Source organism: Sphingomonas sp. So64.6b (genome assembly GCF_014171475.1).
In the GTDB taxonomy this organism is placed as follows: Bacteria; Pseudomonadota; Alphaproteobacteria; order Sphingomonadales; family Sphingomonadaceae; genus Sphingomonas; species Sphingomonas alpina_A.
Map to the genome: position 1 here is coordinate 3,529,768 of NZ_CP048817.1, position 23,485 is coordinate 3,553,252.

Annotated in this window: 19 protein-coding genes; 13 read left to right on the forward strand and 6 right to left on the reverse strand. The window is 63.6% G+C overall.

The window, feature by feature from the left end; genetic code table 11:
* Positions 1-37: 37 nt before the first annotated feature.
* Together G4G27_RS16835 and G4G27_RS16840 are read left to right on the forward strand one after the other, a co-directional pair.
* A complete protein-coding gene (locus G4G27_RS16835; RefSeq protein WP_183109715.1) occupies positions 38-1,084 on the forward strand; it encodes an alpha/beta hydrolase in 1,047 nt (348 codons plus the stop codon).
* Positions 1,085-1,141: 57 nt separating this feature from the next.
* On the forward strand, positions 1,142-1,675 hold the full coding sequence (locus G4G27_RS16840; RefSeq protein ID WP_183109716.1) for a cytochrome P460 family protein: 534 nt from the start codon (positions 1,142-1,144) through the stop codon (positions 1,673-1,675).
* Between the two features lie 160 nt (positions 1,676-1,835).
* On the opposite strand, the gene G4G27_RS16845 is transcribed toward G4G27_RS16840, so the two are convergent.
* From G4G27_RS16845 to G4G27_RS16855, 3 genes are read right to left on the reverse strand one after another with little or no spacing between them, the layout of a single operon-like run.
* Entirely contained in the window at positions 1,836-2,615 is a 780-nt protein-coding gene (locus G4G27_RS16845) for an alpha/beta hydrolase (RefSeq protein ID WP_183109717.1), read from the reverse strand.
* A 25-nt stretch (positions 2,616-2,640) separates the two neighbouring features.
* The gene (locus G4G27_RS16850; RefSeq protein ID WP_183109718.1) at positions 2,641-3,054 is read right to left on the reverse strand and encodes an Ohr family peroxiredoxin; all 414 of its coding nucleotides are present in this window, start codon (positions 3,052-3,054) and stop codon (positions 2,641-2,643) included.
* A 28-nt stretch (positions 3,055-3,082) separates the two neighbouring features.
* Positions 3,083-4,357 (reverse strand): epoxide hydrolase, encoded by a 1,275-nt coding sequence (locus tag G4G27_RS16855; RefSeq protein WP_183109719.1) that lies wholly within the window; start codon positions 4,355-4,357, stop codon positions 3,083-3,085.
* Positions 4,358-4,549: 192 nt separating this feature from the next.
* Between G4G27_RS16855 and G4G27_RS16860 the strand changes: the two genes are divergently transcribed.
* The 3 genes from G4G27_RS16860 (at position 4,550) to G4G27_RS16870 (ending at position 9,456) form a co-directional block, all read left to right on the forward strand.
* The gene (locus G4G27_RS16860; RefSeq protein ID WP_183109720.1) at positions 4,550-5,656 is read left to right on the forward strand and encodes a redoxin family protein; all 1,107 of its coding nucleotides are present in this window, start codon (positions 4,550-4,552) and stop codon (positions 5,654-5,656) included.
* 13 nt (positions 5,657-5,669) lie between these two features.
* On the forward strand, positions 5,670-6,455 hold the full coding sequence (locus G4G27_RS16865; RefSeq protein ID WP_202049597.1) for an SDR family oxidoreductase: 786 nt from the start codon (positions 5,670-5,672) through the stop codon (positions 6,453-6,455).
* A gap of 193 nt (positions 6,456-6,648) precedes the next feature.
* A complete protein-coding gene (locus tag G4G27_RS16870; protein WP_244624382.1) occupies positions 6,649-9,456 on the forward strand; it encodes a winged helix-turn-helix domain-containing protein in 2,808 nt (935 codons plus the stop codon).
* Positions 9,457-9,693: 237 nt separating this feature from the next.
* Here the strand turns inward: G4G27_RS16870 and G4G27_RS16875 are convergent, their stop codons facing one another.
* Positions 9,694-11,535, reverse strand: a complete 1,842-nt coding sequence (locus G4G27_RS16875; protein ID WP_183109721.1) for an SMP-30/gluconolactonase/LRE family protein — start codon at positions 11,533-11,535, stop codon at positions 9,694-9,696.
* Positions 11,536-11,673: 138 nt separating this feature from the next.
* On the opposite strand from G4G27_RS16875, the gene G4G27_RS16880 reads away from it, so the two are divergent.
* The 5 genes from G4G27_RS16880 (at position 11,674) to G4G27_RS16900 (ending at position 18,533) form a co-directional block, all read left to right on the forward strand.
* Entirely contained in the window at positions 11,674-12,957 is a 1,284-nt protein-coding gene (locus G4G27_RS16880; RefSeq protein WP_183109722.1) for an MFS transporter, read from the forward strand.
* Positions 12,954-13,877: a 2-dehydro-3-deoxygalactonokinase gene (locus G4G27_RS16885; RefSeq protein ID WP_183109723.1), complete on the forward strand. Its 924-nt coding sequence runs from the start codon at positions 12,954-12,956 to the stop codon at positions 13,875-13,877. Before G4G27_RS16880 ends, G4G27_RS16885 begins: the two co-directional genes overlap by 4 nt.
* Positions 13,874-14,608, forward strand: coding sequence for an SDR family oxidoreductase (locus tag G4G27_RS16890; RefSeq protein ID WP_183109724.1), 735 nt, complete (start codon positions 13,874-13,876; stop codon positions 14,606-14,608). The genes G4G27_RS16885 and G4G27_RS16890 overlap by 4 nt, the downstream gene beginning before the upstream one ends.
* A 170-nt stretch (positions 14,609-14,778) precedes the next feature.
* Complete coding sequence (locus tag G4G27_RS16895; RefSeq protein ID WP_183109725.1) at positions 14,779-17,496, forward strand: TonB-dependent receptor; 2,718 nt, start codon at positions 14,779-14,781, stop codon at positions 17,494-17,496.
* A 125-nt stretch (positions 17,497-17,621) separates the two neighbouring features.
* On the forward strand, positions 17,622-18,533 hold the full coding sequence (locus G4G27_RS16900) for a dihydrodipicolinate synthase family protein (RefSeq protein WP_183109726.1): 912 nt from the start codon (positions 17,622-17,624) through the stop codon (positions 18,531-18,533).
* Here G4G27_RS16900 and G4G27_RS16905 read toward each other — a convergent pair.
* On the reverse strand, positions 18,530-19,330 hold the full coding sequence (locus G4G27_RS16905) for a helix-turn-helix domain-containing protein (protein WP_183109727.1): 801 nt from the start codon (positions 19,328-19,330) through the stop codon (positions 18,530-18,532). The two genes, G4G27_RS16900 and G4G27_RS16905, sit on opposite strands and share 4 nt — an antisense overlap.
* A gap of 210 nt (positions 19,331-19,540) precedes the next feature.
* Here G4G27_RS16905 and G4G27_RS16910 point away from each other — a divergent pair, with 210 nt between their 5' ends.
* The gene (locus tag G4G27_RS16910; RefSeq protein WP_183109728.1) at positions 19,541-20,719 is read left to right on the forward strand and encodes a mandelate racemase/muconate lactonizing enzyme family protein; all 1,179 of its coding nucleotides are present in this window, start codon (positions 19,541-19,543) and stop codon (positions 20,717-20,719) included.
* A gap of 145 nt (positions 20,720-20,864) precedes the next feature.
* Here the strand turns inward: G4G27_RS16910 and G4G27_RS16915 are convergent, their stop codons facing one another.
* Positions 20,865-21,338, reverse strand: coding sequence for a MarR family transcriptional regulator (locus G4G27_RS16915; RefSeq protein WP_183109729.1), 474 nt, complete (start codon positions 21,336-21,338; stop codon positions 20,865-20,867).
* Positions 21,339-21,423: 85 nt separating this feature from the next.
* On the opposite strand from G4G27_RS16915, the gene G4G27_RS16920 reads away from it, so the two are divergent.
* The gene (locus G4G27_RS16920; RefSeq protein ID WP_183109730.1) at positions 21,424-21,906 is read left to right on the forward strand and encodes a DUF3237 family protein; all 483 of its coding nucleotides are present in this window, start codon (positions 21,424-21,426) and stop codon (positions 21,904-21,906) included.
* Between the two features lie 32 nt (positions 21,907-21,938).
* Positions 21,939-23,438: a CocE/NonD family hydrolase gene (locus G4G27_RS16925; protein ID WP_183109731.1), complete on the forward strand. Its 1,500-nt coding sequence runs from the start codon at positions 21,939-21,941 to the stop codon at positions 23,436-23,438.
* Positions 23,439-23,485: the final 47 nt, after the last annotated feature.

A 23,485-nucleotide genomic window follows, 5' to 3' on the forward strand; every position in this document is an offset into this window, starting at 1 on the left:
CCAATGCCGACCCCATTTCGCCTGGAAGGACTGTCTCATGCCGAAGCTCTTGCCCGAACCCTATGCGTCCGATCGCCGCGGCTTCCTCCACGGCGCTGCCGCGATTGCCGCCGCAGTGGTGGGCGGCGCCGGTCCGGTGCAGGCAACCATGACGCCACGCTCCGCGGGCTCGACTTCGACGCCCTTCGGGCCGGTAAAGCAAATCGATGCGGGCGTTCTCAGCATCGGCTATGTCGAGATGGGTCCGGCGGCCGGCCCAGCGGTCCTGCTGTTCCATGGCTGGCCCTATGACATCAACGCCTTCGCCGAAGTCGCGCCGTCGCTCGCCGAGCGCGGCTTTCGCGTGATCGTGCCGCATCTGCGCGGCTATGGCACCACCGTCTTCCGCTCCGACGACACGGCGCGAAACGCGCAGCAGGCCGCCCTGGCGGCGGACGGGCTCGCGCTGATGGACGCGCTCGGCATCGCAAAGGCAATCGTCGCGGGTTTCGACTGGGGCGCCCGCACAGCGGACATCATGGCGGTGCTCTGGCCCGAGCGCTGCATCGCGCTCGTCTCGGTCAGCGGCTATCTGATCGGCAGCCAGGCAGGCAACATCAAGCCGCTGCCGCCACAGGCCGAGCTGCAATGGTGGTACCAGTTCTATTTCGCAACCGAGCGCGGCAAAGCCGGCTACGCCGCGAACACCAAGGCGTTCAACAAGCTGATCTGGGAACTGGCTTCGCCCAAATGGAATTTCGATGCTGCGATCTATGACCGGTCGGCTGCCTCGTTCGTCAATCCCGATCATGTCGCGATCGTGATCCATAATTATCGCTGGCGGCTGGGCCTCGCCCAGGGCGAAGCGCACTACGACGCGATCGAGGCGAAGCTCGCGGCCGCACCGCCGGTGACGATCCCGTCGATCACCATGGAAGGCGACGCGAATGGCGCCCCCCATCCCGATCCCTCGCAATATCGCGCCAAGTTCACCGGATCCTATGAGCATCGGTTGATCAGCGGCGGCATCGGTCACAATCTGCCGCAAGAAGCGCCGGCTGCCTTTGCCAAGGCTGTGCTCGACGTGGCGAAGCTCGCGCGCTGAACGCCATGGCCGGGCGCGTCCTTGCGGCGCACCCGGCGATCGTTCGAGGAGAATAGCATGAAGCGCCTTTCCATCTGCTGTTTCGCGCTCGCGATCGTGTCGTTCGGGGTATCGGCTGTCGTCGCCGCCCAACGCCCCGAGGATCAGCGTTCGCCGGTATATGGCGTGAAATTGCCCAAGGATTACCGCGACTGGACGCTGATCAGCGTCGCGCACGAAGCGGGCAGGAACAACGACATCCGCGCCATCTTGGGCAACGACATCGCGGTGAAAGCGTTTCGCGCGGGAAAGCGCCCCTTTCCCGACGGCTCGGTCATCGTGAGGCTTGCCTGGCAGTATCAATCATCGTCGCGCAATGACACGGTGTTCCCCGCGCCGCAGTCCTTCATCGCCGGGCCGCCAACCAACGTCCAGGTCAGCGTGAAGGACTCGAAGCGCTACGCCGCAAGCGGCGGCTGGGGCTATGGGCAGTTCGAGAATGGCATGGCGAACCAGGATAGGATGCTCACACAGTCCTGCTTCGGCTGCCATGTGAAGCTGGATGCGCTCGAGAAGAACGCGGATCTCGTTTTCACGGCCTATTCCCAATAGCGGGCGACGAACGCACTGACGCCTGCGGCAGCTGATCTGCCGCAGGCGTGTTCGTATCGTTGCAGCGAAAAAGAACGCCCACGACCGGCAAAGGGGGGAGCGAAGCCGGCCGTGGGCACGAGGCGCCGGGGTAAGGGGGCTTGGACCGCCGGCGCTCGTATCATCGGGCGGCGGCGGCAGCCTTTTCGATCAGGCCGGCCACCGCGACCGCGTTCGACACCATCACCACGTGCGAAGCGCCCTTGACCACGAGCGTCCCGCGCGACTGGGCCCGATCCGCCATGAACTTGAGCGCGACAGGCGGGATGTTGCGATCCTTGTCGCCATAGACGAACCAGGATGGGATATGCTTCCAGGCCGGCGCGGTCGAAGCCTCGCCCAGCGCCGCCTCGGCGACCGGGCGCTGGCCCGCGGCCATCAGCCGTGCCTCCGCGAAGGGCAGGTCCGCCGCGAACTGATCATGGAAGCGCGCCTGGAGGATGTAGAGATCGTTGCCGCCGCTCGTGAGCCTGACCGGCGGGGCCAGCGTCGGCGCGAGCGTGCTGCCGGGGAACTTGCCGGTAAGCCCCAGCGCCGTCTCGCCCGCGTCAGGCGCAAAGGCCGCGACATAGACCAGTGCCCTGACGTTCGACGCGCCTTCGGCTGCCTCGCTGATCACCGAGCCGCCATAGCTATGGCCGACCAGGACGACCGGGCCCTTTATGCTCTTTACGAGGTCGCTGACGACATCGGCATCGGCGCGCACGCCGCGCAGCGGATTGGGCGCCGCGACGACGGGGTAGCCGTCGCGCTCAAGAACCGCGATCACGCCGTTCCAGCTCGACGAGTCCGCGAATGCGCCATGGACAAGCACGACCGTCGGCTTGGCGGTCTGGGCCACTGCCGGTGCGGCTAGCGCAGAGGCGGCGAGCAGCAGCCCGCCGACAAGCAGTCTATTCATAGTCGGTCTCCTGGTGAGATAATGGTCAGACAAGCGCGACGACCGCGTCGATATTGCCCTTGATCGCCTTCGAGTAGGGGCAGGTGCGATGCGCGGCCTCGATCAGCTGGCGGGCCATTTCCGCATCCATGCCGGGAACGCTCACGTTCAGCCGGGCGGCGAGAGAATAGCCGTCCTCGCCGTGCCGCAGATCGACCGTGGCATCGATCGCGAGGTCGGCCGGCAGAATGATGTCTTTGGCCCTGGCCGCGATCGCCATGGCACCTTCGAAACAGGCGGACCAGCCGGCGGCGAACAACTGCTCGGGGTTGGTGCCGGGGCCGGGGCCGCCCGGGGTGGCGAGCTTGACGTCGAGGCGTCCGTCCGAAGCGCGGGCAACGCCGTCGCGCCCTCCGGTCACACGCACGTGCGCACTGTAAAGGGTCTTGGTGTCGGTCATCGGTCTGCTCCTTGGGTTTTGGGGGATATCAGCGCAGCGTGCGGAAAGCGGCGCGCACTTCCTCGCTGAAAGCAGCGGGCTGTTCCCAGGCGGCGAAATGACCGCCTTTGCCCGCCTCGTTGAAGTAGAAGAGATGCTTGTAGCAACGTTCCGCCCAGGTCCGGGGCGCGCGGAAGATCTCGCCGGGGAACACGCTCACCGCGACCGGCATGTCGATGATGCCGCGCGCGTTGAAATTGTTGGAATGATCCTCCCAATAGATCCGCGCGGCGGACGCGCCTGTCCCGGTCAGCCAGTAGAGCGAGATATCGTCGAGGATCGCATCGCGGCCAAGGACCCGTTCGGGCTCGCCGCCGCTGTCGGTCCATTGCGCGATTTTCTCGTACATCCAGGCCGCCATGCCGACCGGGGAGTCGACAAGCGAATAGCCAATGGTCTGCGGCCGCGTGTTCATCATCGCGGCATAGGCGGCATTGTCGCGGTAAAAGGCTTCCAGCTGATCGAACGCACGGCGTTCCTTTGCTGAAAGGCTCGCCGGGGCGGGGTCGCCGGCGGCGAGGACCCTGGCGACGTCCGCAGGGACGACCGCGGGCATGTTGAGGTGGATGCCGAGCAGGCCGGGCACGTGCTGAAGCGCCATGCGTTGGGATATGACCGAGCCGCAGTCTCCGCCCTGACTGACATAGCGGTCATAGCCAAGGCGGTGCATGAGCAGACCCCAGGCACGGCCGATATGATCCGAGCCCCAGCCGGGCACGGTCGGCTTGGCGGAGAATCCGAAACCCGGAATCGATGGAATCACCAGATGGAACGCATCCTCCGCCTTCCCGCCATGGGCCGTCGGATCGGTGAGCGGATCGATGACCTTGAGGAACTCAAGGACCGAGCCCGGCCAGCCATGGGTCAGGATCATCGGCATGGCGTTGTCATGCCGCGAGCGGACATGGATGAAATGAATGTCGAGGCTGTCGATCTCGGTCATGAACATCGGCAGCGCGTTGAGTCTGGCCTCGATCCCGCGCCAGTCATAACCGCGCGCCCAATAACGCATCAGCGTCTCAAGCGTTTGCCGGCGTACCCCCTGGCTGTCATCGGGCACTGGCTGCGCGTCCGCCCAGCGCGTGCCGGCGATCCGGCGCTGCATCGCCTGAATTTCTGCTGTGGGCACCGCGACCTTGAACGGGCGGATCGCATGGCTGCTGCTCGTCTCGGCCAACAGGCGGGATGGAATGGCACTCGCGGCGGCGGCGATCGCGGTGCCGGCCACGAACTGGCGGCGCGACGCCCTGATATCGGCGAACATTGGCTTCTCCTGATCTGGTCGCGGCCAGATCTAGAGGGAGCGGCCGCCCGGCGCCCGTTAAGTGGCGTGATGCGCTGTTAGCGCTCGCGTGCGGTCTTCTCTCAGGAACTAACACCCGTCTGGCGCGGACTAACAGGCAGCGGCACGCTTGCGCACTACATCTGCCGGGAACCGCACGCATAAGGGCTCCCCATGATCCAGAAACGCTCCATCGGCTTTGCGGCCGCTGCCATCATCGCCGGGGCCGCAACCACCGCAATCTGCTTTGGCGACGCGCTCGGCCTCGCACGCTCCGCGGCCACCGACAGCGAAGCGACGGCCGCCGCGCCCGTGGGCACTACCTCGCACCCGATCGAGGTGCTGCAGGGCAAGCCCTGGCTCGTGCCCGTTGCGGATGGCCCAAAGGCGCTGCGCGGCAAGGTCGTTGTGGTCAATTTCTGGACCTATTCCTGCATCAACTCGCTGCGCGTCCTTCCCTATCTGCGCGCCTGGAACGCACGCTACGGGCCCAAGGGTCTGCAGGTGATCGGCGTCCACGCGCCGGAGTTCGCTTTCGAGAAGGATCCGGCGAGGGTCCGCCGCGCCACGAACCAGCTTGATGTCCGCTATCCGAACCTTCCGGACAATGACTATGCCGTGTGGCGCGCTTTCGCCAACCAGGGATGGCCCGGCTTCTACTTCATCGATGCGACCGGCAAAGTTCGCGGCTATCAGCTGGGCGAGGGCAAATATGACGAAGCCGAGCAGCTGATCCGCAAGCTGCTGACGGAGACGGGTGCCGACGTTTCCAGCATTCCCCTCATCCCGGTCGAGGCCGGGGGCATCGAGGCACAGGCCGATTGGACCGACCTTCGTTCGCCCGAAGCCTATATCGGATATGACAAGGCCGCCGACTTTACCTCTCCAGGCGGTTTCGGGAAGGATGCGGTGCGAACCTATGCCAGCGCCACCACACTCTCGCTCAACCAATGGGATCTGGCAGGTCGCTGGAGCGTCGGCGGCGAGCATGCGACGCTGAACGGCGGCCCCGGCACGATCCGCTTCCGCTTCCATGCCCGGGACGTCCATCTTGTCCTTGGCGGGGCGCCCGATGGCCGGCCGGTCCGATTCCGCGTGACGATCGATGGTCGGGCGCCCGGGAGCAGTCACGGCACTGACGTCGACGCTGCCGGTTCGGGCGAGGTGAAGGAGGACCGGCTATACCAGCTCGTCCGCCAGCCCGGTGCGATCGCTGACCGCACCGTCACGGTCGAGTTCTCACGCCCGGGCGTGCGGGCCTATGTCTTCACTTTCGGCTGATGGGATCATCATCATGACTAGAACCTGGCTGGTGACCGGCAGCTCGCGCGGCTTCGGACGTGCGCTGTGCGAGGCGATTCTCGATGCGGGCGACAACCTGTTGGCGACGGCACGCGACCAGGCACAACTCGCCAGGCTCGGTGACGGTCGTCCGGGCAGGCTCGCCACCGCGCGGCTCGATGTTACCTCCGAGGACGATGCCGCAGCCGCGGTGGCCGCCGCGATCGCCGAGTTCGGCACGCTGGACGTACTGGTCAACAACGCGGGTTATGGCGACGTTGGTTCGGTCGAGGACACGTCGATCAATTCGTTCCGCCGCCAGATCGCGACCAACCTGTTCGGCACGATCATCATGACCAAGGCGGTGATCCCGCACATGCGGCAGCGGCGCAGCGGTCACATCGTCCAGTTCTCCTCGGTTGGCGGTCGCGTCGGCGCTCCAGGGCGCGCGCCCTATTCGGCGGCGAAATGGGGCGTCGAGGGTTTCTCGGAAGTGCTCGCGCAGGAGATGCGACTGGTCGGCGTTCGGGTGACGATCGTCGAACCCGGCGGCTTCCGCACCGATTTCGCCGGCGCCTCGACGACGCTCGACGCTGGCCGCGCCGAATATGACGCGGTCGTCGGCAATGCGCGCGGGTGCAGGCGGCCTATCACGGCAGGCAGCCTGGCGATCCGCACCGCGGCGCAAAAGCAATCCTCGAAATCGTTGCGGCCGAAGCATCACCGCTTCGTCTCCCCCTCGGAAGTGACGCGGTCGCGACAATCGAGCGCAGCGACAAGGCCCGGCTCGACGAGCTGAACCGCTGGCGCGCGCTCAGCATTTCGACCGATTTTCCGCAAGGATAGGAGATTGCGGGATTGAGGCGCAGCGCCGCTCGCGGCATGGTCTAGCCGAACGGAGAGGGATTCAGCGGATCGTGGCAGATTTGGATCAGCAGGCTGGCGTTCCCATATGCTTCGGGCCCTTCCGCCTGTCGCCGGGCGAGCGCCTGTTGACCAGAGACGGCGAACCGGTCGAGATCGGCGGCCGTTCCTTCGATCTGCTTCTGGTGCTGACCGAGCAGCCCGGCCGGGTCTACTCCAAGCGCGATCTTCTCAAACGCGTCTGGTCCGATGTCGTCGTCGAGGATGGCAGTCTCCGCTTCCACATGGCCAGTCTGCGCAAGCTGCTCGGCGACGGCATCGACGGTGCGCGCTATATCGCGACTCAGGTCGGCGTCGGCTATGCCTTTGTCGCGCCGGTCGAGCGGCAGGGCAATGCGCCCCTGCGCCGCCCGGCGGAAGAGAACGCAAAGGCACCCGCGAGCAGCACCAATCTGCCCGCGCGCCTCACCCATCTGATCGGGCGGGAACGCGACATCGCCTTTCTAGTGGAGCGCGTCGTCGATACGCCGCTCTTTTCGATCATCGGCGCGGCAGGCGTCGGCAAGACCTCGCTCGCGGTCGAGGTCGGCCGCCGGCTCACCGCCCCGTTCGAGGGCCAAGTCGCCTTTGTCGATTTCGGCATGCTCGAAAACGAGGCGGTCGTGCCCTCGATGATCGCAGGCGCAATGGGGATCGCGGTCCAGAGCGGGGATCCGCTCGCGGTGATCCTCGGCCATTTGCGCGAACGGCCTTATCTGCTCATCCTCGACAATTGCGAACATGTGATCGAGCCGGTCGCCAACATCGTCGAACGGATCGTCGAGGATGCGCCCCTGGCGCGCGTGCTCGCCACCTCGCGCGAACCGCTGCGCGTGCGCGCCGAGCATGTGCTGCGCCTTGATGCGCTGGGATATCCCGAGGAGCTGTCCGGACTAACGCTCGACCAGCTCCTTTCCTATCCCGCGGTTCAGCTGCTGTGCGAGCGCGCTACCGCCGCCGACAGCGCGCTCGTCATCGACGAGGAGGCAGCACGTCTGATTGCCGGGATGTGCCAGCGCCTCGGAGGGATGGCGCTGCCGATTGAGCTGGCCGCGACGCGCGTCGCAACGCACGGTGTGGCCGCCGCCGCGCGCCAGTTGGGCGAGCGGCTCAGCCTCGCCTGGCCGGGGCGGCGGACCGCTCAGCCGCGGCAGCAGACATTGCGGGCAATGCTCGACTGGAGCTACGATCTTCTCGCCGATGGCGAACGCACCGTGTTCGAACGCGTCTCGATCTTTGTCGGCCCATTCTCGATCGACGCCGCGGTGGAGGTCGTGGCGGATGTCGGCATCGGGTCGGACGAGGTCGCCATTGCCCTGGACGAGCTCGTCTCCAAATCGCTGATCGCCCCTGACCGTATGCGCCGCACGGTCAGCTACCGGCTCCTCGATATGACTCGCGCCTATGCCCGGGAGAGGCTGCTCGCACGTGGGCCGGCCGAACAGAATGCGGTCGCGCGCCGCCACGCCGCCTTCTTCCTCACCGAACTCGAATTGGCGGAGCAGGACGATGGCTGGCTGCAGGAAACGAGACCCTTGCGCCAGCAGCTCGGCAATATCCGCAGCGCGCTTGATTGGAGCTTTGCGCATAGCGGCGAACGCGGAATCGCGGTGCGGCTAGCCGCGGCCAGCGCGCCGGTGTTCCTCACTCTTTCGCACATGATCGAGTGCCGCTCCTGGTGCGCCCGCGCGCTCGCCGACATCGACGAAGCCGAGCGCGGTACGGCGCTCGAGCTCGAGCTTCAGGCCGCGCTCGGCATCACGCTGATGTTCACCAGGGGCAATAGCGAGGCAGCGGGACATGCGCTTGACCGCGCACTGGAGATCGCGACGAGCCTTGACGACAAGTGGAACCAGCTACGCCTGCTCGGCCGCCTCCACATCTTCCACGAGCGGATCGGCGAATATGACGCCGCGCTGCGTCATGCAGAGCGGGCCGTGGAAATCTCCGAGATCCTGGGCGTGCCCGAGGCGATCGGCATCGCTTATTCGCTGTCCGGCATCTCGCACCATCTCCGCGGCGACCAAAAGCGGGCGCGGCGCGAGCTCGAACTCTCGTTGCAAGAGAGCCCGCCTTCGGCACGCAGCCGGACGATCCATTATGGCTTCGACCACCGAAACCGCTCCGGCATCGCGCTTGCGCGCACCTTGTGGCTCACCGGTCATGCCGAACAGGCCGGCCATCTCGCCCGGCAGACCGTTCGCGAGGCCGCGGGGCTCGACCATTCAGTCACCCATTGCATCGCCCTGATCTGGTCGCTGTCAGTCTTTTTGTGGATGGAGGATATCGCGACGGCTGAAAAGGACCTCGCAACCTTTGCCGAATGCGCGGAGCTTAACGCGCTGGGCCCTTACGTCGCGGCCGCGGAAGGCTTTCGCGGCGAACTGGCGATCCAGCGCGGTCACGCCGGTGACGCGCTGGTCGCCTTGGAGGAAAGCCTCGCCCGGCTGCGCGCCGCACGCTACGAACTGCTGACGACACCCTTCTCGATCGCGCTTGCGCGCGGCCTCATTCTGAGCGCGCGGCCGGATGAAGCGCAGGAACTCATCGCCGCCACGCTCGCCCGCTGTAACACGAATGGCGAGCGGTTCGCGGTGCCCGAACTACTCCGGCTCAAGGCGCAGCTACTGCAATCGTCCGCCAAAGATGCGAGTGAGCACCTTGCCGTCCTTGACGAAGCGCTCATGCTCAGCCGGGAACAGGGCGCTCGCGCCTGGGAAATGAGAATTGCCGTCGATCTCGCCGAAGCTCTCAACGCCGCGGAAAGAAGGCAAGAAGCGGTCGCTCTGCTGGAGACGGTATGTTCGGGAAGTTCGTCGGACGACGCTGCAGGACGGCGGACCCGTCTGCTATTGGAGTCGCTACTTTCTCAAGGACGCGCGGCAGGAACAGTGTAGCTCGGCTGTCAGCCAACACTTGGGCAAGCCATTCACTCAACAAATTGGGCCTTGTCGGCTGAGCGCAATGTCGGAATCTGGGCCGCTAGCCTGCTGTCCGCTTTGGGCTGCCCGGGCATAGAAGGCGGACCTTCGCTTGAAGGCCGGGATCTGGCCGGGCGAAGAAGCTCAAGTTCAAGGCGAGTTCGAGGCGGAGCGGCGCAACGGGCCAAGATCATTCCGCCGATTGGCTCGCGCTCAGGCGGCACCGTTCCGGGCAAGCCACAGGCAGAATGAATCGGTCCAAAGCGATGCCGGCGTGCCCTCGCGGCCGACACCGAAGCCGTGTCCGCCTTCCTGTAGAAGATGCAATTCGCAGGGCCGCTTTGCTGCGCGGCACGCCGCCATCATCATAAGACTGTTATCCGCAAGCACCTTTTCATCATCCAGCGCGTGCGCAAGGAAGATTGGCGGCGTCGTCGCATCGACATGGTTTTCCGCCGAATGTCCTGCGATCAATTCCGCAGCGGGCGCAGCGCCAAGCAGCATGCGCCGCGAAAGTGCGTGCGTCGCGGACGCGTGCATGGTTATCACTGGATAGATCAACCCTATCGCCGCGAGGCGCGCATCATGCGCATCGATGGCGTCGACTGGATCATGCAACCGCCGCGCTGCCGCCGTGGCCAGGCTTGCGGCAAGATTGCCCCCTGCCGAGAAACCCAGCGCTGCGACCCGCGCAGCATCCACGCCAAATTCCGTTGCACGCGCGCGGATCAAGCGCATTGCGCGTTGTGCATCCATCAACGGCACCGCCCAACGCGGGTGCCATCCCTCGTTGGGCAGGCGATAGGTCAACACAAAGACGGTGTAGCCGTACCGGTTCAGTCGCTGGGCAATATCCATGCCCTCGTTCCGGATCGAGAGGAAAGCATAGCCCCCGCCCGGCATAACCAGCACCGCGGCGCCGTTCGCGCGCTGCGGTCGGAAGATCCGGAGTTCAGGCGTCTGTACCCAACGGAGAAAATCGGCCGGCCAATTGGCGAGCATCTCAGGCGCGAAATCCGTCGTCAGGTCGGCGGGCTTTGCGAAGTTGCCGCCCGGCGGAACACCCTGCCATAATGGAACTGCGGGCAAGTTCTTCCACACTGCGAGCGGACTGTCGCGATCGGCCAGAGCATCGATCGCCGGTGCCAGAGCCTTTACTTCGGCCATTCCGGGCAAGATCTTATGCTGGTTGCGGCGCCCCGCATAAGCAGCGACGGGCACGCCCGCGACCCGCGACCGGAATGCCAGGATGCTCCCCGACAATCCGAATTTTTCGATGTCAGCGGGGTCGAGCCCGTAGGATGCGGATGTGACGAACAAAGTGCGCCCGTCATTGCCGCCAAAGGCGCAGCTTGTGGGACGCTGACATGGCGTATCGAGCAAGCCGATCGGCTCGCCAGCGGGAGACAGGCATTGGATCCCGGCGCCATCCCACATGGCACACCAGATATTTCCCGCGATATCGACCGCAAGGCCGTCGGGCTTGCCCGGGATCCCGACAAAGTCCTGAATGACCTGCGGGTTCGCGATCGTGCCCGCGGTCAGATCATAGTCGTAGCGATAGAGGAGACGGGGAACCGTATCGACAATGTAGAATGATGTGCCGTCGGGGCTCCAGCCCAAGCCATTACAGACATCGAATCCACTCGCCATTTCGATCGTGCGACCGTCTGGGTCGAGTCGATACAGACACCCCTTGCCGAACGATCCGTCGCTGGAGCGCGATCCGACCCAGAAGCGTCCCATCGGATCGCATTTGCCGTCGTTGAAATGCGTGCCGGTCATGTCCGGGGCAGCCCAAGGACGGAGTTCGGATCGCGAGTCCTGCAACCACAGTTCGTCTTCCAGCGCCAGCAGCACCGCACCATCCGGCCCGGGGGCGCCCGACCCGATCTTCGCCGGAACGACCGTTTCGGTCGAAATGCCGGAGGTCAGATCAAGGATATTGACCGATGGCCGGACGATGTCGACCCAAAGCAGCGAATTCGTGTCGGCGATCCAATACGGACACTCGGCCAGCCCTGCGTGAACGGGCCAGGTTGCGATTAATGGCATATCCGACAGCAACGGTGGTGAGGCCATCAATGGTGCGCGATCTTCGATCATATTGTTGCTATAAACGATACATAGGCGTAGCAAAAGGGCGAGTTTAGATTAGCAGCGCAACGGCGCGCGGTTCGGGAGAGGGCGGAAATGGTAGCCGAAAGGGCGAAGATTGCCCGGTTCCGGTGGCTAATCGTGACGATGCTCGCGCTTGCCGCGTTGCTCAACTATCTCGATCGCCAAACGCTGGGGCTGATGGCGGGTGTCGTCCAGGGCGAGCTCAGGATCGACGACAAAGGCTATGCTTCCGTCGTCAATGCCTTTCTCGTCGCCTATATGCTGGGCGGCCTGGTGTCTGCCTTTATTGTCGACCGCATCGGCGCGCGTTGGGGCATGGTCGTCTTCGTCGGCTGGTGGTCGCTCGCCAGCGCGTGCACCGGCCTGGCAAGCAACATCTGGCAACTGGGTGCAAGCCGGTTCGCACTTGGGCTTGGCGAGGCGGGCAATTGGGTCGCCTCGCCCAAGCTGGTGCGCGAATGGTTTCCCCAGCGCGAGCGGGCGCTCGCGATCGGTATCTATTCCTCTGCCGCGCATTTCGGAGCCGCGATAGCGCCGGTCGTGATGGCCGCACTCTTCCTCGCATTCGGCTGGCGGCTCACGTTTGTCATCAGCGGAGCGTTTGGCCTGATCTGGTTGGCTGCCTGGCTCTTGCTTTATCGTCCGGAGCAACCGTTGCCCGTTTACGATGAAGACGCCGTAGCGGGCCCCGATATCGTCGCGGAACGTGCCGAGCCAGTCGACGATTCCGGCTGGAAGGGCTGGATCGCAGTGATGCGCACGCGCGGCGTATGGTTTTATGCGGTCGGCAGTTCGCTGACCAATCCGGTGTGGTTCTTCTACCTGTTCTGGTTCCCCAAATATCTGACCGAGGAGCGCGGACTGACCATCGGCGAAATGGGGCGGACGACATGGATCGTCTATGCGGCCGCCGGTTTCGGCGCGGTCGGCGGGGGCATATTGTCCGGATGGTTCGTCGGCCGCGGCGTGCGACCGGCGCGCGCGCGGGTGGCCGTGATGGGCCTGGTCGCGCTGGTCGCCCCGGTCGGCGCGATCAACGCGCTCGAGCCCAGCATCGCGATCAGCCTGGCACTCGGCGCGATCGTCGCGTTTTGCCATACCGCGTGGGTCACCAACCAGACCGCGTTGCCGGTCGATCTCTACCCGAGCCGCCATCTCGGCAAGGTCATGGGCATTGGTGGTATCGTCACCGGCATCGTTACGATCGGATCGACTTATGCGGTCGGGCAGCTTGTCGTTGTGCTCACCTATCGGCCAATGTTCCTGGCAATCGCCGTCGCCTATCCGCTCGGTGTGATCGCCGCCTATCTTGCGACGACCGGCCGTTCGATGGCTGACCGGGAGGGCAACGCATGAGCGCTCGGATGTTCATCGCGGTCGAATGGGGCACGACACGAATCCGGGCGCGTCTGCTTACGGCGGATGGCGATATTCTGGACGTTTTGGTAGAGGATGTGCGGCTGATCGATCTGGACCGGTCGGCCAGGATTGCACGCCTGCAAGCGATGCGGGCGCGTTGGCCGGACGCCTGTGCCACGATGTGGCTGGCCGGGATGATTGGTTCACCGATGGGACTCGAGGCGGTCGAGCAACTGCCTTGCCCGGCCACGCCGGCGATGATCGCGGCGCATGCACGCCAAACACAAATCGACACCTTGTCGGTCGCGATCCTGCCGGGCTTGTCGTGCATTTCCCGCTTCGGCGATCCTGATGTCCTGCGCGGCGAGGAGGTCGCAGCCGCCGGGCTCATCGGAACCGGTCGCGCCGATGGCGCGCTGTTGCTGTCGGTACCGGGGATGCACGGCAAATGGATCGAGCTGGGTCAGACCATGGTCGAGCGGTTTCACACATCAATGACGGTCGAACTCTATCGCGTGCTCGCCGAGCGAAGCATCCTCGCACCGTTGATGGTGACGCCCGCGCGGGACGGGGACGCCTTCAGAACCGGCTTGTCGCGCGCGGCCGATGGCGGCGGTCTGGGCAGGCTGTTGTTCTCCGCGCGGACCGCGGTGCAGGCAAAACGTTTCAGCGAACAGGATGCAGCATCCTATCTATGGGGCATCCTCATTGGCTCGGACGTGCGCGAAAATCTGCCCGCCGCCGGAACGAGCGATCAAACGTGCTTCGTCACCGGTGCCGAGGATGTCGCGCCGCTATTCAGTACAGCGATCAATCATCTGGCAATGAAGGCCGAGCTTATCGACGATAAACGACTTTCAGCGACCGGCTTCGCCGCGATACGACGGGTCTCGGCCGAGCAGGAGCGATTGCGATGACCAGATTGGAAGGACATACCGTCGTCGTGACGGGAGCCGCAGGCGGGATCGGCAGCGCCATCGCTCGGCGGTTCACGCAAGAAGGCTGCCACGTGGCGGCGCTCGACCTGATCGAGCCGGCCCATGGTGACCTGAAGCTGACCTGTGATCTGGGGGACGACATCTCCGTGCGATCGGCTACCGACGTGATCGCTTCGGCTGGCCTGCTGCCCACCATCGTCGTCCATGCCGCTGCGCTTGGCGGTCGCGGATCGACGCTTGAAACCGAAAGCCTCTCCTTTTCCCGGATGATGGACGTGAATGTCGGCGGCGCCTTCCGTCTCGCCAGGAGCTTTGCCCCGGGTATGCAAGCGCGGCGACGCGGGGCATTTCTGTTCATCTCGTCGATCAATTCGACTTTCGCCACGCCGGGTCTGGCGGCCTATGCCGCGTCAAAGGCGGCGCTCGACAGTGTGACAAAGACGCTCGCGCTCGAGCTTGCCGGAGACAATGTGCGGGTCAATGCGATCCGCCCCGCGTCGATCGATACGCCGTTGCTGCGCCAAGGATTTGAGGCGCACCCGGATCCAGAGGTGGCGCGGACCGCCAATATCGCACGGCATCCGCTTGGCCGGCTCGGCACGCCTGAGGACGTTGCTGCACTAGCATTATTTCTCTGCTCGGATGAAGCGTCCTGGATCACTGGTGTCGATTATCTGATCGACGGCGGCGCCAGCATCACCCGGCGCTGAATCCGGTAGCGCACAAGTCGGCGTCTCCACAGATTTCGGGTCGAGCCGTGTAATGGCACAACGATCGATGCGCGTTTTTGCAATTGATTTTCGTCAACGCCCTGTTGACATTGTAGCTAAATGTGCAACACTTTGCCCGAAAGAAAATAAGAATCGCAGGGGAGAGTGATATGCGAAGGACGAATCTTTGGCTCGGTGGCGCTTGCCTCGGAGCGATTTTGGCCGCGACATCGGCGACCGCGCAGACCCAGCCGCAACCATCGCCCCCGGCCGAGACTCCGCCTGCTGCGGGGGAGACGGCCGACAGCGAAATCGTCGTCACAGGTTATCGTCAGAGCCTGGCCGAAGCGCTCGACGTGAAGCGCGAAACCAATCAGTTTCAGGATTCGATCATAGCCACCGATGTGGCAAAGCTTCCCGATAACAATATCGCTGAATCGCTCCAGCGTGTGTCCGGCGTGCAGATTCGTCGCGCGCTCGGCGAGGGCACCAGCGTTTCGATCCGCGGCCTTCGGCAGAACCGGACGGAGATCAACGGACGCACGCTCGTCAACCCGAACGGCCGCGGTGTCGGCATCGCCGCGGTCGCCGATTCGGATTACGGCCCGTTGTCGCTTTTTCCGTCGGAAATGATCGGCCGACTCGACGTCATCAAGTTGCAAGGCGCGGAGCGCACCGATGGCTCACTCAGCGGCACTGTCGATATCATCACCCGCAAACCATTCGACAAACCCGGTCAACTAATCTCGATTTCAGGTTCAACCGTCTATTCGGACCAGGACAAGCGCTGGGGCTATGACGGATCGGCGCTCTATTCGAATACCTTCGCCAACGACACGTTCGGCATTCTCTTGAACGCGACCTATTCGAACAAGCCGGTCAATGAGGATTCATTCAACTCGTTCACCGGCTACACGCCGCTGACATCGGCGTTCAACACTGCCGCCAATCCGAGGGCGAACGATCCAAATGGTGACGGCATTCCGGGTACCTATATCGCGGACTTCCGCTTCCAGCGCCTGCGCGAGAAACGCGAAAAGATCGGCGGCAACGCGGCGTTCCAGTGGCGGCCAAGTGACAGCTTCGAACTCTATGGCGACGCCGCCTATTCGCACCTGAACACCAACCGCACGCGCGACTGGTTCTCAGTACCATTGAGCAGCAATGCCAGCGACTACACGTCCTATACATTGTCGTCGAACGAGATTCTCACGTCGGGCACGATCAATCAGGTCGCCCAGGGCAACGCCGAGGCGTTGAAGGTAAAGAGCGATACAATCAGCAGTGGGATCGGTTTCAAGTGGAAAACCGATAACGGGCGATTTTCGGTCAATCCCGAATTCAACTATTCGCGCGCCACGATGGACGTAACCCAGGAGTTCGTCCGGGTGCAGAGCATCAACAAATATCTGTTCGGATTTGATATCAACGACGGCGGCATTCCGACCGTTACGGCGCCCCCCGCGCTTGACGTTACCTCCCCCGCCCAGTTCCGCTACGCCAACGTGTTCGACAATTTCAATCGCAACACGGGGCAGGAAACCGCTGGCAAGATCGACTTTGCGTTCAAGCCGGAAGGGGCGTTCCTGTCGCAGATCGATGCAGGCATACGCTATTCGGCGCTGACGACCAGTCGCGATACGATCCAACGGCAGATCGGGTTCGGCGGCACGACGCCCGCCAACACGCTGCTCGTCTCCAACGGTCCGGCAATCTATAATATTCGTGACTATTCCGACTTGCTCGGCGGCGGCGCACCAGCAATCGCAATGAATTATGTTGCGGCCATAGCGACGGCGCTGCCGATCGGCACGGCGTGTGAGTTCCTTGCTCCCAACAGCGGCCTGTGCCCGGCACGGTCTGTCGATCCGCTACAGTCTTTCCGCATCTCCGAAAAGACGATGGCGGCCTATCTCAAGGTGAATTTCGCGACCAGTCTTGGTTCGATGCCGCTGTCGGGCAATGTCGGCGTGCGCTATAGCGATACCGATCGCGATGCGCTGGGCGCGATCCGCCGAACCAGTGGGGCTGTCGATCCGCTGGAGGTCAAATCCCACTTCGTCGACTGGCTGCCCAGTGCCGTCGTGAAACTGGAACTGACCGACAAACTGCTGTTCCGCGCCGGCTATGCAAAGGTGCTTGGCCTACCCGACTCGGTCGATCTGTCGCCCGATCTCATTCTCAACCGTCTGTCGCCGTACAACGGGACGTCAGGCAACCCGCGCCTCGATCCGCTCCGCGCCAATCAATATGACATCGCGCTGGAATGGTATTTCGCACGCGGTTCGGCGCTGACCATCGGCGGTTTCTACAAGGACGTGAAGACCTTCATCTTCAGCCGCGCCGCCTATGAAATACCGCCGGGCGAAGTTGCGCCTCCGGGCCAGCCCGAAGGCTTCCTGGTGACGCGGCCTTTCAACGGCACGGGTGGCAAAGTGAAGGGCGTCGAAGTGCTGTTCCAGACCCCATTCTATTTCCTGCCGTCGCCGCTCGACGGCTTCGGTGTGGTCGCCAACTTATCCTACATCGACAGCACGACCTCGCTGCTCGACCGCAACGGATCGGCGTTGCCGCTCCAGGGCTTGTCCAAAGTGAATTACAATCTCGTCGCTTATTATGAAAAGTACGGCTTCGGCATTCGCGCCGCGTACAATTATCGCGACAAATTCTTCGACAGCGTCGGACCAGGCAGCACCGCTATCTATTACGCACCGTATCGGACGCTCGACGCGTCGGTGCGTTATGAATTCGGACCGTTCACGATCTTCGCCGATGCCTCGAACCTGACCAATGAGGTGCAGAAGCGCTATGTGGAATCACCCGAAGCAACGTCGTTCTACGGGTTGCAGGGGCGTCGTTTCTCGCTCGGGTTCAACGCCAAATTCTGAGGGCTCACATCGCCCTCGCTGTGCTCCTCCCTGGGGGACCGGAAGGAACCTCCGGTCCCTCATCTTGTCTGGTCTAACCGGCGCGGAAATCCGCTCGGCGTTCGCAATTCGTCCTGGAGATTGAAATGACTGCAAGTATTGGCGGCGTGTTTCCCGTGCTGCCCACGGTCTTCACCGCGACTGGCGATATCGACGAGAATGGATTGGCCAACGTCATCGACTACGCGATCGATCGCGGTGTCGACGGGGTGGTATTTCCGGGCCTCGCCAGCGAATATGATATGCTCACGCTGGATGAGCGCGACGCGATGATCCACTTCGTGGGAAACCGCGTGGCAGGCCGCGCGCACTTCGTCGTTGGTGCCAGCGGCGGCGACCTGCACGAAAGCACACGCCTGGCGACCGCCGGGGCTGCTGCCGGCGCCGTCGCAGCCATGGTGATGACGCCGAAGTCGGTCGGCGCCGACGCTATGTTACTGAGCGCATTCTACGCTGCGCTCGGTGCGCGTGCGGATCTGCCGCTGATGCTCCAGAACGCGCCCACGCCGATGGGCCTGGGACTATCCGGCGCGCAACTTCGCGAAATCGTGCAAGCAACCGATGCGATCCGCTGGGTCAAGGAAGAGAATATGCCTTGCGGCCAGCGCATCAGCGAGCTGCTGGAGCACCGCCCGTCCAGCCTCCTCGGCGTGTTCGGCGGTGCCGGCGGGCGCTACATCACCGATGAACTGGCCCGTGGCGCGATCGGCACGATGCCCGCGGTTGAGACCCCCGAAATCCACGTCGCGTTGATGACCGCGCACCTTGCCGGCGATAGCGAAAAGGTACGTGATCTCTACGAAGCCGTTCTGCCGATCCTGATGATGCAGGCGGTGTTCCGCTGGCGCCTGACCAAGGAAGTGCTGCGTCGCCGCGGGCTGATCGCGAACGCCTATACGCGCTCTCCGGGGCCCGAATTCGACTCCGGGGATCATGAGGAATTGACGCGGATTCTGGATCGTCTCGAAAATTACTCCGAAGGCGGAGCCGTTCGCTAAACCGCGACGCGATAATCAAGCGCCGGATCGGCGAGGTCGAGCTGCACCCCACGCACATCGCCACTTTCGCCGATCTTGCGCGCCGCCTCATGCAGCGCATCGAGCATTTCGGGCATTGCCGCCGTTGGTATCCACCCGGACAGACCGATCGCCGCATAGACCGGCTTGCCGATCGTGATCGCCACCGTGTGCTGCTCGCGCTCATCCTTGACGCGGAGCCGGACATAGCCCTGGGCGCGAACCTCGTTGAGTGCGGTCAGGAGCGTCGGAAGATCCGCATAGCCCGGGATATCGTGGCTGGCGTAGGTTTCCTCAACCTCAAGATCGTCAAGCGCCGCCAACAGCGCCATGCCGATGCCGCCGCGCGTCGCTGGATACAGGCCGATCCGTCCCAGCGCGTCGGTCTCGGGCATGTTGGGCGGCGCGTGGAACAAGTAACTGACATTGTCGCGCCACAACACACCCATCGCGACCGTATGACCGAACCGGCGCAAGCCTTCGAGCGCTGGCAGCGCCCGGCGCAGCAAACCCGACGCGAACAGGCTCTGCGCCGCGAGGACCGTCATGCCCGAGCCTGGGCCGTATTTGCGGTCACTGGTCTGCCGCGCGATCCCCAGATAGGTGAGCGTCTTGAGTAGTCGATTGACCCGGGTAGTTTCCAGATCGACACGGCGCGCCAGTTCCCGGCATCCGACTGGCTCGGTCGAGGTCGCGAGCGCCTGAAGCACTGTGATACCGTCGATCAGACTCTGGTTGGGCTGCGCGCCCGCTTTCGCTCTGCCGGCTCCCACGCGCATGTTCAGTTCCATCGTTGCTTGTTCAGCGTCACTTGCGAACCCGCTTCAACCCCGCAGCTATCCCGCCTGCAAAGTTTCGTCCAGACGAGCAATTGCCTCTCTCGAAACTCTTGCCACCAGAGCATCGATTAGTGTTGCTAATAAAGCTTCAAATGACCTAAACGAGTTCAATAGCGCGAACGACGCCTTTTACGAACGGGAGCAGGATGTATGACGCTGGATGATCGGATCGCGTCGATCGACGTTTTCTCCGTCACGATTCCACAGGACGACGCCTATCTCGGCGGCCTTGGTCCGGGGGAATCGATCAACAGCGCCGGCTATTTCGTCCGCCGCGGCAATCGCACGATCTACCCAGCGGCGATGCGTTCCGCGGTCGTGCGGGTGACGCTCGATTCAGGCGCTGACGGCTGGGGCGAAACTTACGGCCTGGTCGCGCCCGATGCGATCCACGCGCTCATTTCCGATATCATCGCGCCGATCATTGCCGGTCGTTCGCCCTTTGACGTGCAAGCGATCTGGGAAGACCTGTACGATCTTATGCGCGTGCGGGGCTATACCGGCGGCTTCTGGCTCGATGCGCTGGCTGCAGTGGACATCGCGCTGTGGGATCTAATGGGGAAATTGACCGGATTGCCGCTCCATCAGCTGCTCGGCGGCAAGCATCGCGACCGCATCCCGGCCTATGTCTCCGGCCTGCCTCGCCCGACGATTGCCGAGAAGGTCGATCTCGCGCGGAGCTTCGTCGACAAGGGTTATGACGCAGTGAAGATCGCCGCCTCGGTCAGCTATGAAGGCGTCGAACGCGAAATCGCCGCGCTCCGCGAGGGTCTTGGCGCCAATGTCGCGATCATGCTCGACTGCCACTGGATGTATACGCCGGCGGAAGCCATCGCGCTGCTCCAGCGGCTGGCGCCCTATAATATCTATTTCATGGAAGCGCCGTGCAAGACCGAGGACGTCGCCGGCCTTGCCGACATTGCCGCCCATGCGACGGTGCCGATCGCCGCGGGAGAGGAATGGCGCACCGTCTATGACGCGCGCTCGCGGCTTGAAGCGCGCGCGGTCTCGATCGTGCAGACCGAGATGGGGCATAGCGGCATCACGCAATTCATGCGCATCGCGCACTTGGCGCAGGCACATCACGCCAAGATCATCCCGCACGCGACGATCGGCGCCGGTATTTTCGCGGCTGCCAGCCTGCAGGCATCGGCGACCGTGCTGAACCTCCCCTATCATGAGTTCCAGCACAGCATATTCCCCCATTCGGCGAAGTTGATGAACGGCCGGCTGGAATGCGCGGAGGGCTATTTCGCGCTGCCGGAGGGCCCCGGGCTGGGCGTCGCTCCCAACGAAAAGTTTTGGGATAACGCCAGGAAACTCGGCTGACCTGGGCCTCGTGGCAAGCATCCGCGGTGTAGCGGAGGCTGCGCTAAGACACCCGCGGCAAACACAGGTTGGATTTCCATAGAGGTCACCAGCGCCAGACCAGAATCGCGCATCTTCTGAGGCAATATGGGCCGGCCGAACGAGTTCATTCGTCGTCGAACGCCTGGGTTTGCCGCGCGATGCGCAGAAGATAGCCGTCGAGTGCGCCCAATTCCTCGTCATCGAGGTCGGCCGTGATCGTATCGAAAAAGGTGATGCGCTCGCGGCGGAAGCGGTCGTGAAGCGCCAAACCTTCCGGCGACACATTCACCTGTTGGCGCTTGCCATGGTTGGGATCCGCTTCCCGGGTAACCAGCCCCGCTTTCTCCAGGCTGAGCAGTGCCCGGCTCACCTCGGCGCGATCGACCGCTGCTGCGGCGGCGATGCGGCTCGCGTTCGCGTCGCCGAGAACGACCGCATGTGCGAGCACGCGCCATTCAGCGAGCGTCAAGCCGGCACCATCGCGCACCTGACGCGCGGTTGCGCGATCGATCATCTTGGCGAGGAGGAGGAGCCGGTAGGGGAGGTGGCCGCGATCGAACAATCCCCAGGTTTCCGTGATGTCCGTTCGCTTCGTCATGCTTCGCCAGATCCCTTCCTTGCCAAGCTCATATGTGTTGAGTAATCAACATATACTAGAGAGCAGCCGAGGGAATTTTTCGTCGATGGATGGCATGCACCGCTTCCACCCCCAGTTCGAACATGCGTTTAGCATTTCGATAGCATTGACCAAGCCTTATTGGATCAAACCCTCGGCACGGGGGGACACGCGTGCTGCGATCTATGCCGCGAGCGGCACGGTCGAGGGGCCGCGGCTGAGCGGGCGCGTGGTGCCGATGTCAGGCGGTGACTTTCCGCTGCTACGGCCCGACGGTGTGATAGATTTCGACGCGCGCTATTTGATCGAGGCCGATGACGGCGCGATCATTTATCTCCAGAATCGCGGTTATCGCTGGGCGCGCTCGCCGGACATCGCCGAACGGATGGCGCGCAACGAACCGGTCGCGCACGAAGATTATTATATGCGTGTTTCCCCCAGCTTCGATGCGCCGGCCGGGCCGCACGACTGGCTCGCAAGGCATGTCTTTGTCGGGGTCGCCGAGAAGACCCCCAATGCCAACTGCATCCATTATTTCGTCGTGCTCTGATGGTCGAGCGATCCGCTGCCTTCGAGACGATCATGCGCCCCGGCGTGGATCCGGCAAGCGCCCCCAACAAGCCGCCGCTCCCGCCTCTGGAGCATGTCGTGTGGCGGGAGCGCGGCCTGGTGATCGAACGCAATGCGGGAATATGCCTGCGCGACGGCACCGAAATCTATGCTGATCTATATCGGCCCGAGGGGGAGGCCGATCTTCCGACATTGTTGGCATGGGGCCCTTACGGCAAGCACGCACTGTCAAACCAGGTGTTCTGGCCGCTTTCCGGCGTCGATCCCGATTGGTTGTCGCCGCTGACCCCGTTCGAGGGGCCTGATCCGTTATTCTGGGGCCGCTTGGGTTATGCCGTGGCGGTGGTCGATCCGCGCGGGGCGTGGCTGTCGGGCGGCGATTTTCATCACAATGGCCGCCAGGAAGCCGAAGATTGCTACGACACGATCTGCTGGCTTGCCGATCGCCCGGGATCGAACGGCAAGATCGGGATGACCGGCGTGTCCTATCTTGCCGCGATCCAGTATCTCGTCGCATCGCTGCGTCCGCCGGCCTTGGTTGCGCTCAACCCCTGGGAAGGCTTTTCCGACTGGTATCGGGAGTTTGCCTATCATGGCGGGATACCAGAGACCGGCTTCCTTCCTCGTGCCTCCGACAATATCCGTTTTTCGCTCAACCGCACCGAGGATAGCTGGGCGAACATCCAGGCGCATCCGATGATCGATCCATTCTGGCGGTCCAAGGAGATCGACCTCGAGGCGATCGATCAGCCGGCCTATGTTGTTGCGAGCTGGTCGGACCAGGGGCTGCACTTGCGCGGTACGATTGAAGCTTATCGCCGGATGGGCAGCGCGCAGAAATGGCTTGAAGTCCACGGGCAGAAGAAATGGGCGCACTATTATCGCCCCGAGAGTCGTGCGCGGCAGCACGCCTTTTTCGATCATTATCTCAAAGGCCGCACGACCCAGGCCCAGGCATGGCCCAGGGTGCGGATCGAGGTACGTGAGGCGGCCGGAGTCGCGGTGGAACGCGCCGAGGCCGAGTGGCCACTCGCCCGCACCATCTATACCCGGTTATGGCTGGATGCCGCGACGGGCCTGATGACGATCGACGAGCCTGCCCGCGAGGCCGAATTCCGCTACGACGCCGTGACAGGCCATGCTGCGTTCGACCTGGAGTTCGACCAGGACACCGAGATCACGGGGCATACCAAGCTACGGCTCTGGGCAGCCGTCGAGGGTGCGGACGACATGGATCTGTTCGTCGCCGCGCAGAAGCTCGACCGCGCCAAAATGCCGGTCGGATTCACCTTCTACGCCTTCTACGACAATGGTCCGGCCGCGCTTGGCTGGCTGCGCGCAAGTCATCGTGCGCTCGATTCCGAACGGTCCTCGCCATCGCAGCCGGTGCATCTTCACGAAGTGGAGGAACCCCTGACGTGTCAATCGGCGCGGCAACGGGGACCGGGATCGGCATGTAAAAGGAGACCACTCACGTGCCGTCGTTCTGGGGGATGTCGGCGTAGGGCGTAGCCCGGAGCCGACATCCCCCAGAACGACATCCTCTTTGGCAGCGGCAG

Bases quoted from the DNA above. Each gene is read 5' to 3' on its own strand.
- G4G27_RS16885 (WP_183109723.1), top strand. From the start codon at position 12,954: ATGAGCGCTCGGATGTTCATCGCGGTCGAATGGGGCACGACACGAATC.
- G4G27_RS16895 (WP_183109725.1), top strand. From the start codon at position 14,779: ATGCGAAGGACGAATCTTTGGCTCGGTGGCGCTTGCCTCGGAGCGATT.
- G4G27_RS16910 (WP_183109728.1), top strand. From the start codon at position 19,541: ATGACGCTGGATGATCGGATCGCGTCGATCGACGTTTTCTCCGTCACG.
- G4G27_RS16865 (WP_202049597.1), top strand. From the start codon at position 5,670: ATGACTAGAACCTGGCTGGTGACCGGCAGCTCGCGCGGCTTCGGACGT.
- G4G27_RS16900 (WP_183109726.1), top strand. From the start codon at position 17,622: ATGACTGCAAGTATTGGCGGCGTGTTTCCCGTGCTGCCCACGGTCTTC.
- G4G27_RS16855 (WP_183109719.1), bottom strand. From the start codon at position 4,357: ATGTTCGCCGATATCAGGGCGTCGCGCCGCCAGTTCGTGGCCGGCACC.
- G4G27_RS16835 (WP_183109715.1), top strand. From the start codon at position 38: ATGCCGAAGCTCTTGCCCGAACCCTATGCGTCCGATCGCCGCGGCTTC.
- G4G27_RS16850 (WP_183109718.1), bottom strand. From the start codon at position 3,054: ATGACCGACACCAAGACCCTTTACAGTGCGCACGTGCGTGTGACCGGA.
- G4G27_RS16875 (WP_183109721.1), bottom strand. From the start codon at position 11,535: ATGCCATTAATCGCAACCTGGCCCGTTCACGCAGGGCTGGCCGAGTGT.
- G4G27_RS16925 (WP_183109731.1), top strand. From the start codon at position 21,939: ATGCGCCCCGGCGTGGATCCGGCAAGCGCCCCCAACAAGCCGCCGCTC.
- G4G27_RS16840 (WP_183109716.1), top strand. From the start codon at position 1,142: ATGAAGCGCCTTTCCATCTGCTGTTTCGCGCTCGCGATCGTGTCGTTC.
- G4G27_RS16845 (WP_183109717.1), bottom strand. From the start codon at position 2,615: ATGAATAGACTGCTTGTCGGCGGGCTGCTGCTCGCCGCCTCTGCGCTA.
- G4G27_RS16860 (WP_183109720.1), top strand. From the start codon at position 4,550: ATGATCCAGAAACGCTCCATCGGCTTTGCGGCCGCTGCCATCATCGCC.
- G4G27_RS16880 (WP_183109722.1), top strand. From the start codon at position 11,674: ATGGTAGCCGAAAGGGCGAAGATTGCCCGGTTCCGGTGGCTAATCGTG.
- G4G27_RS16890 (WP_183109724.1), top strand. From the start codon at position 13,874: ATGACCAGATTGGAAGGACATACCGTCGTCGTGACGGGAGCCGCAGGC.
- G4G27_RS16920 (WP_183109730.1), top strand. From the start codon at position 21,424: ATGGATGGCATGCACCGCTTCCACCCCCAGTTCGAACATGCGTTTAGC.
- G4G27_RS16905 (WP_183109727.1), bottom strand. From the start codon at position 19,330: ATGCGCGTGGGAGCCGGCAGAGCGAAAGCGGGCGCGCAGCCCAACCAG.
- G4G27_RS16915 (WP_183109729.1), bottom strand. From the start codon at position 21,338: ATGACGAAGCGAACGGACATCACGGAAACCTGGGGATTGTTCGATCGC.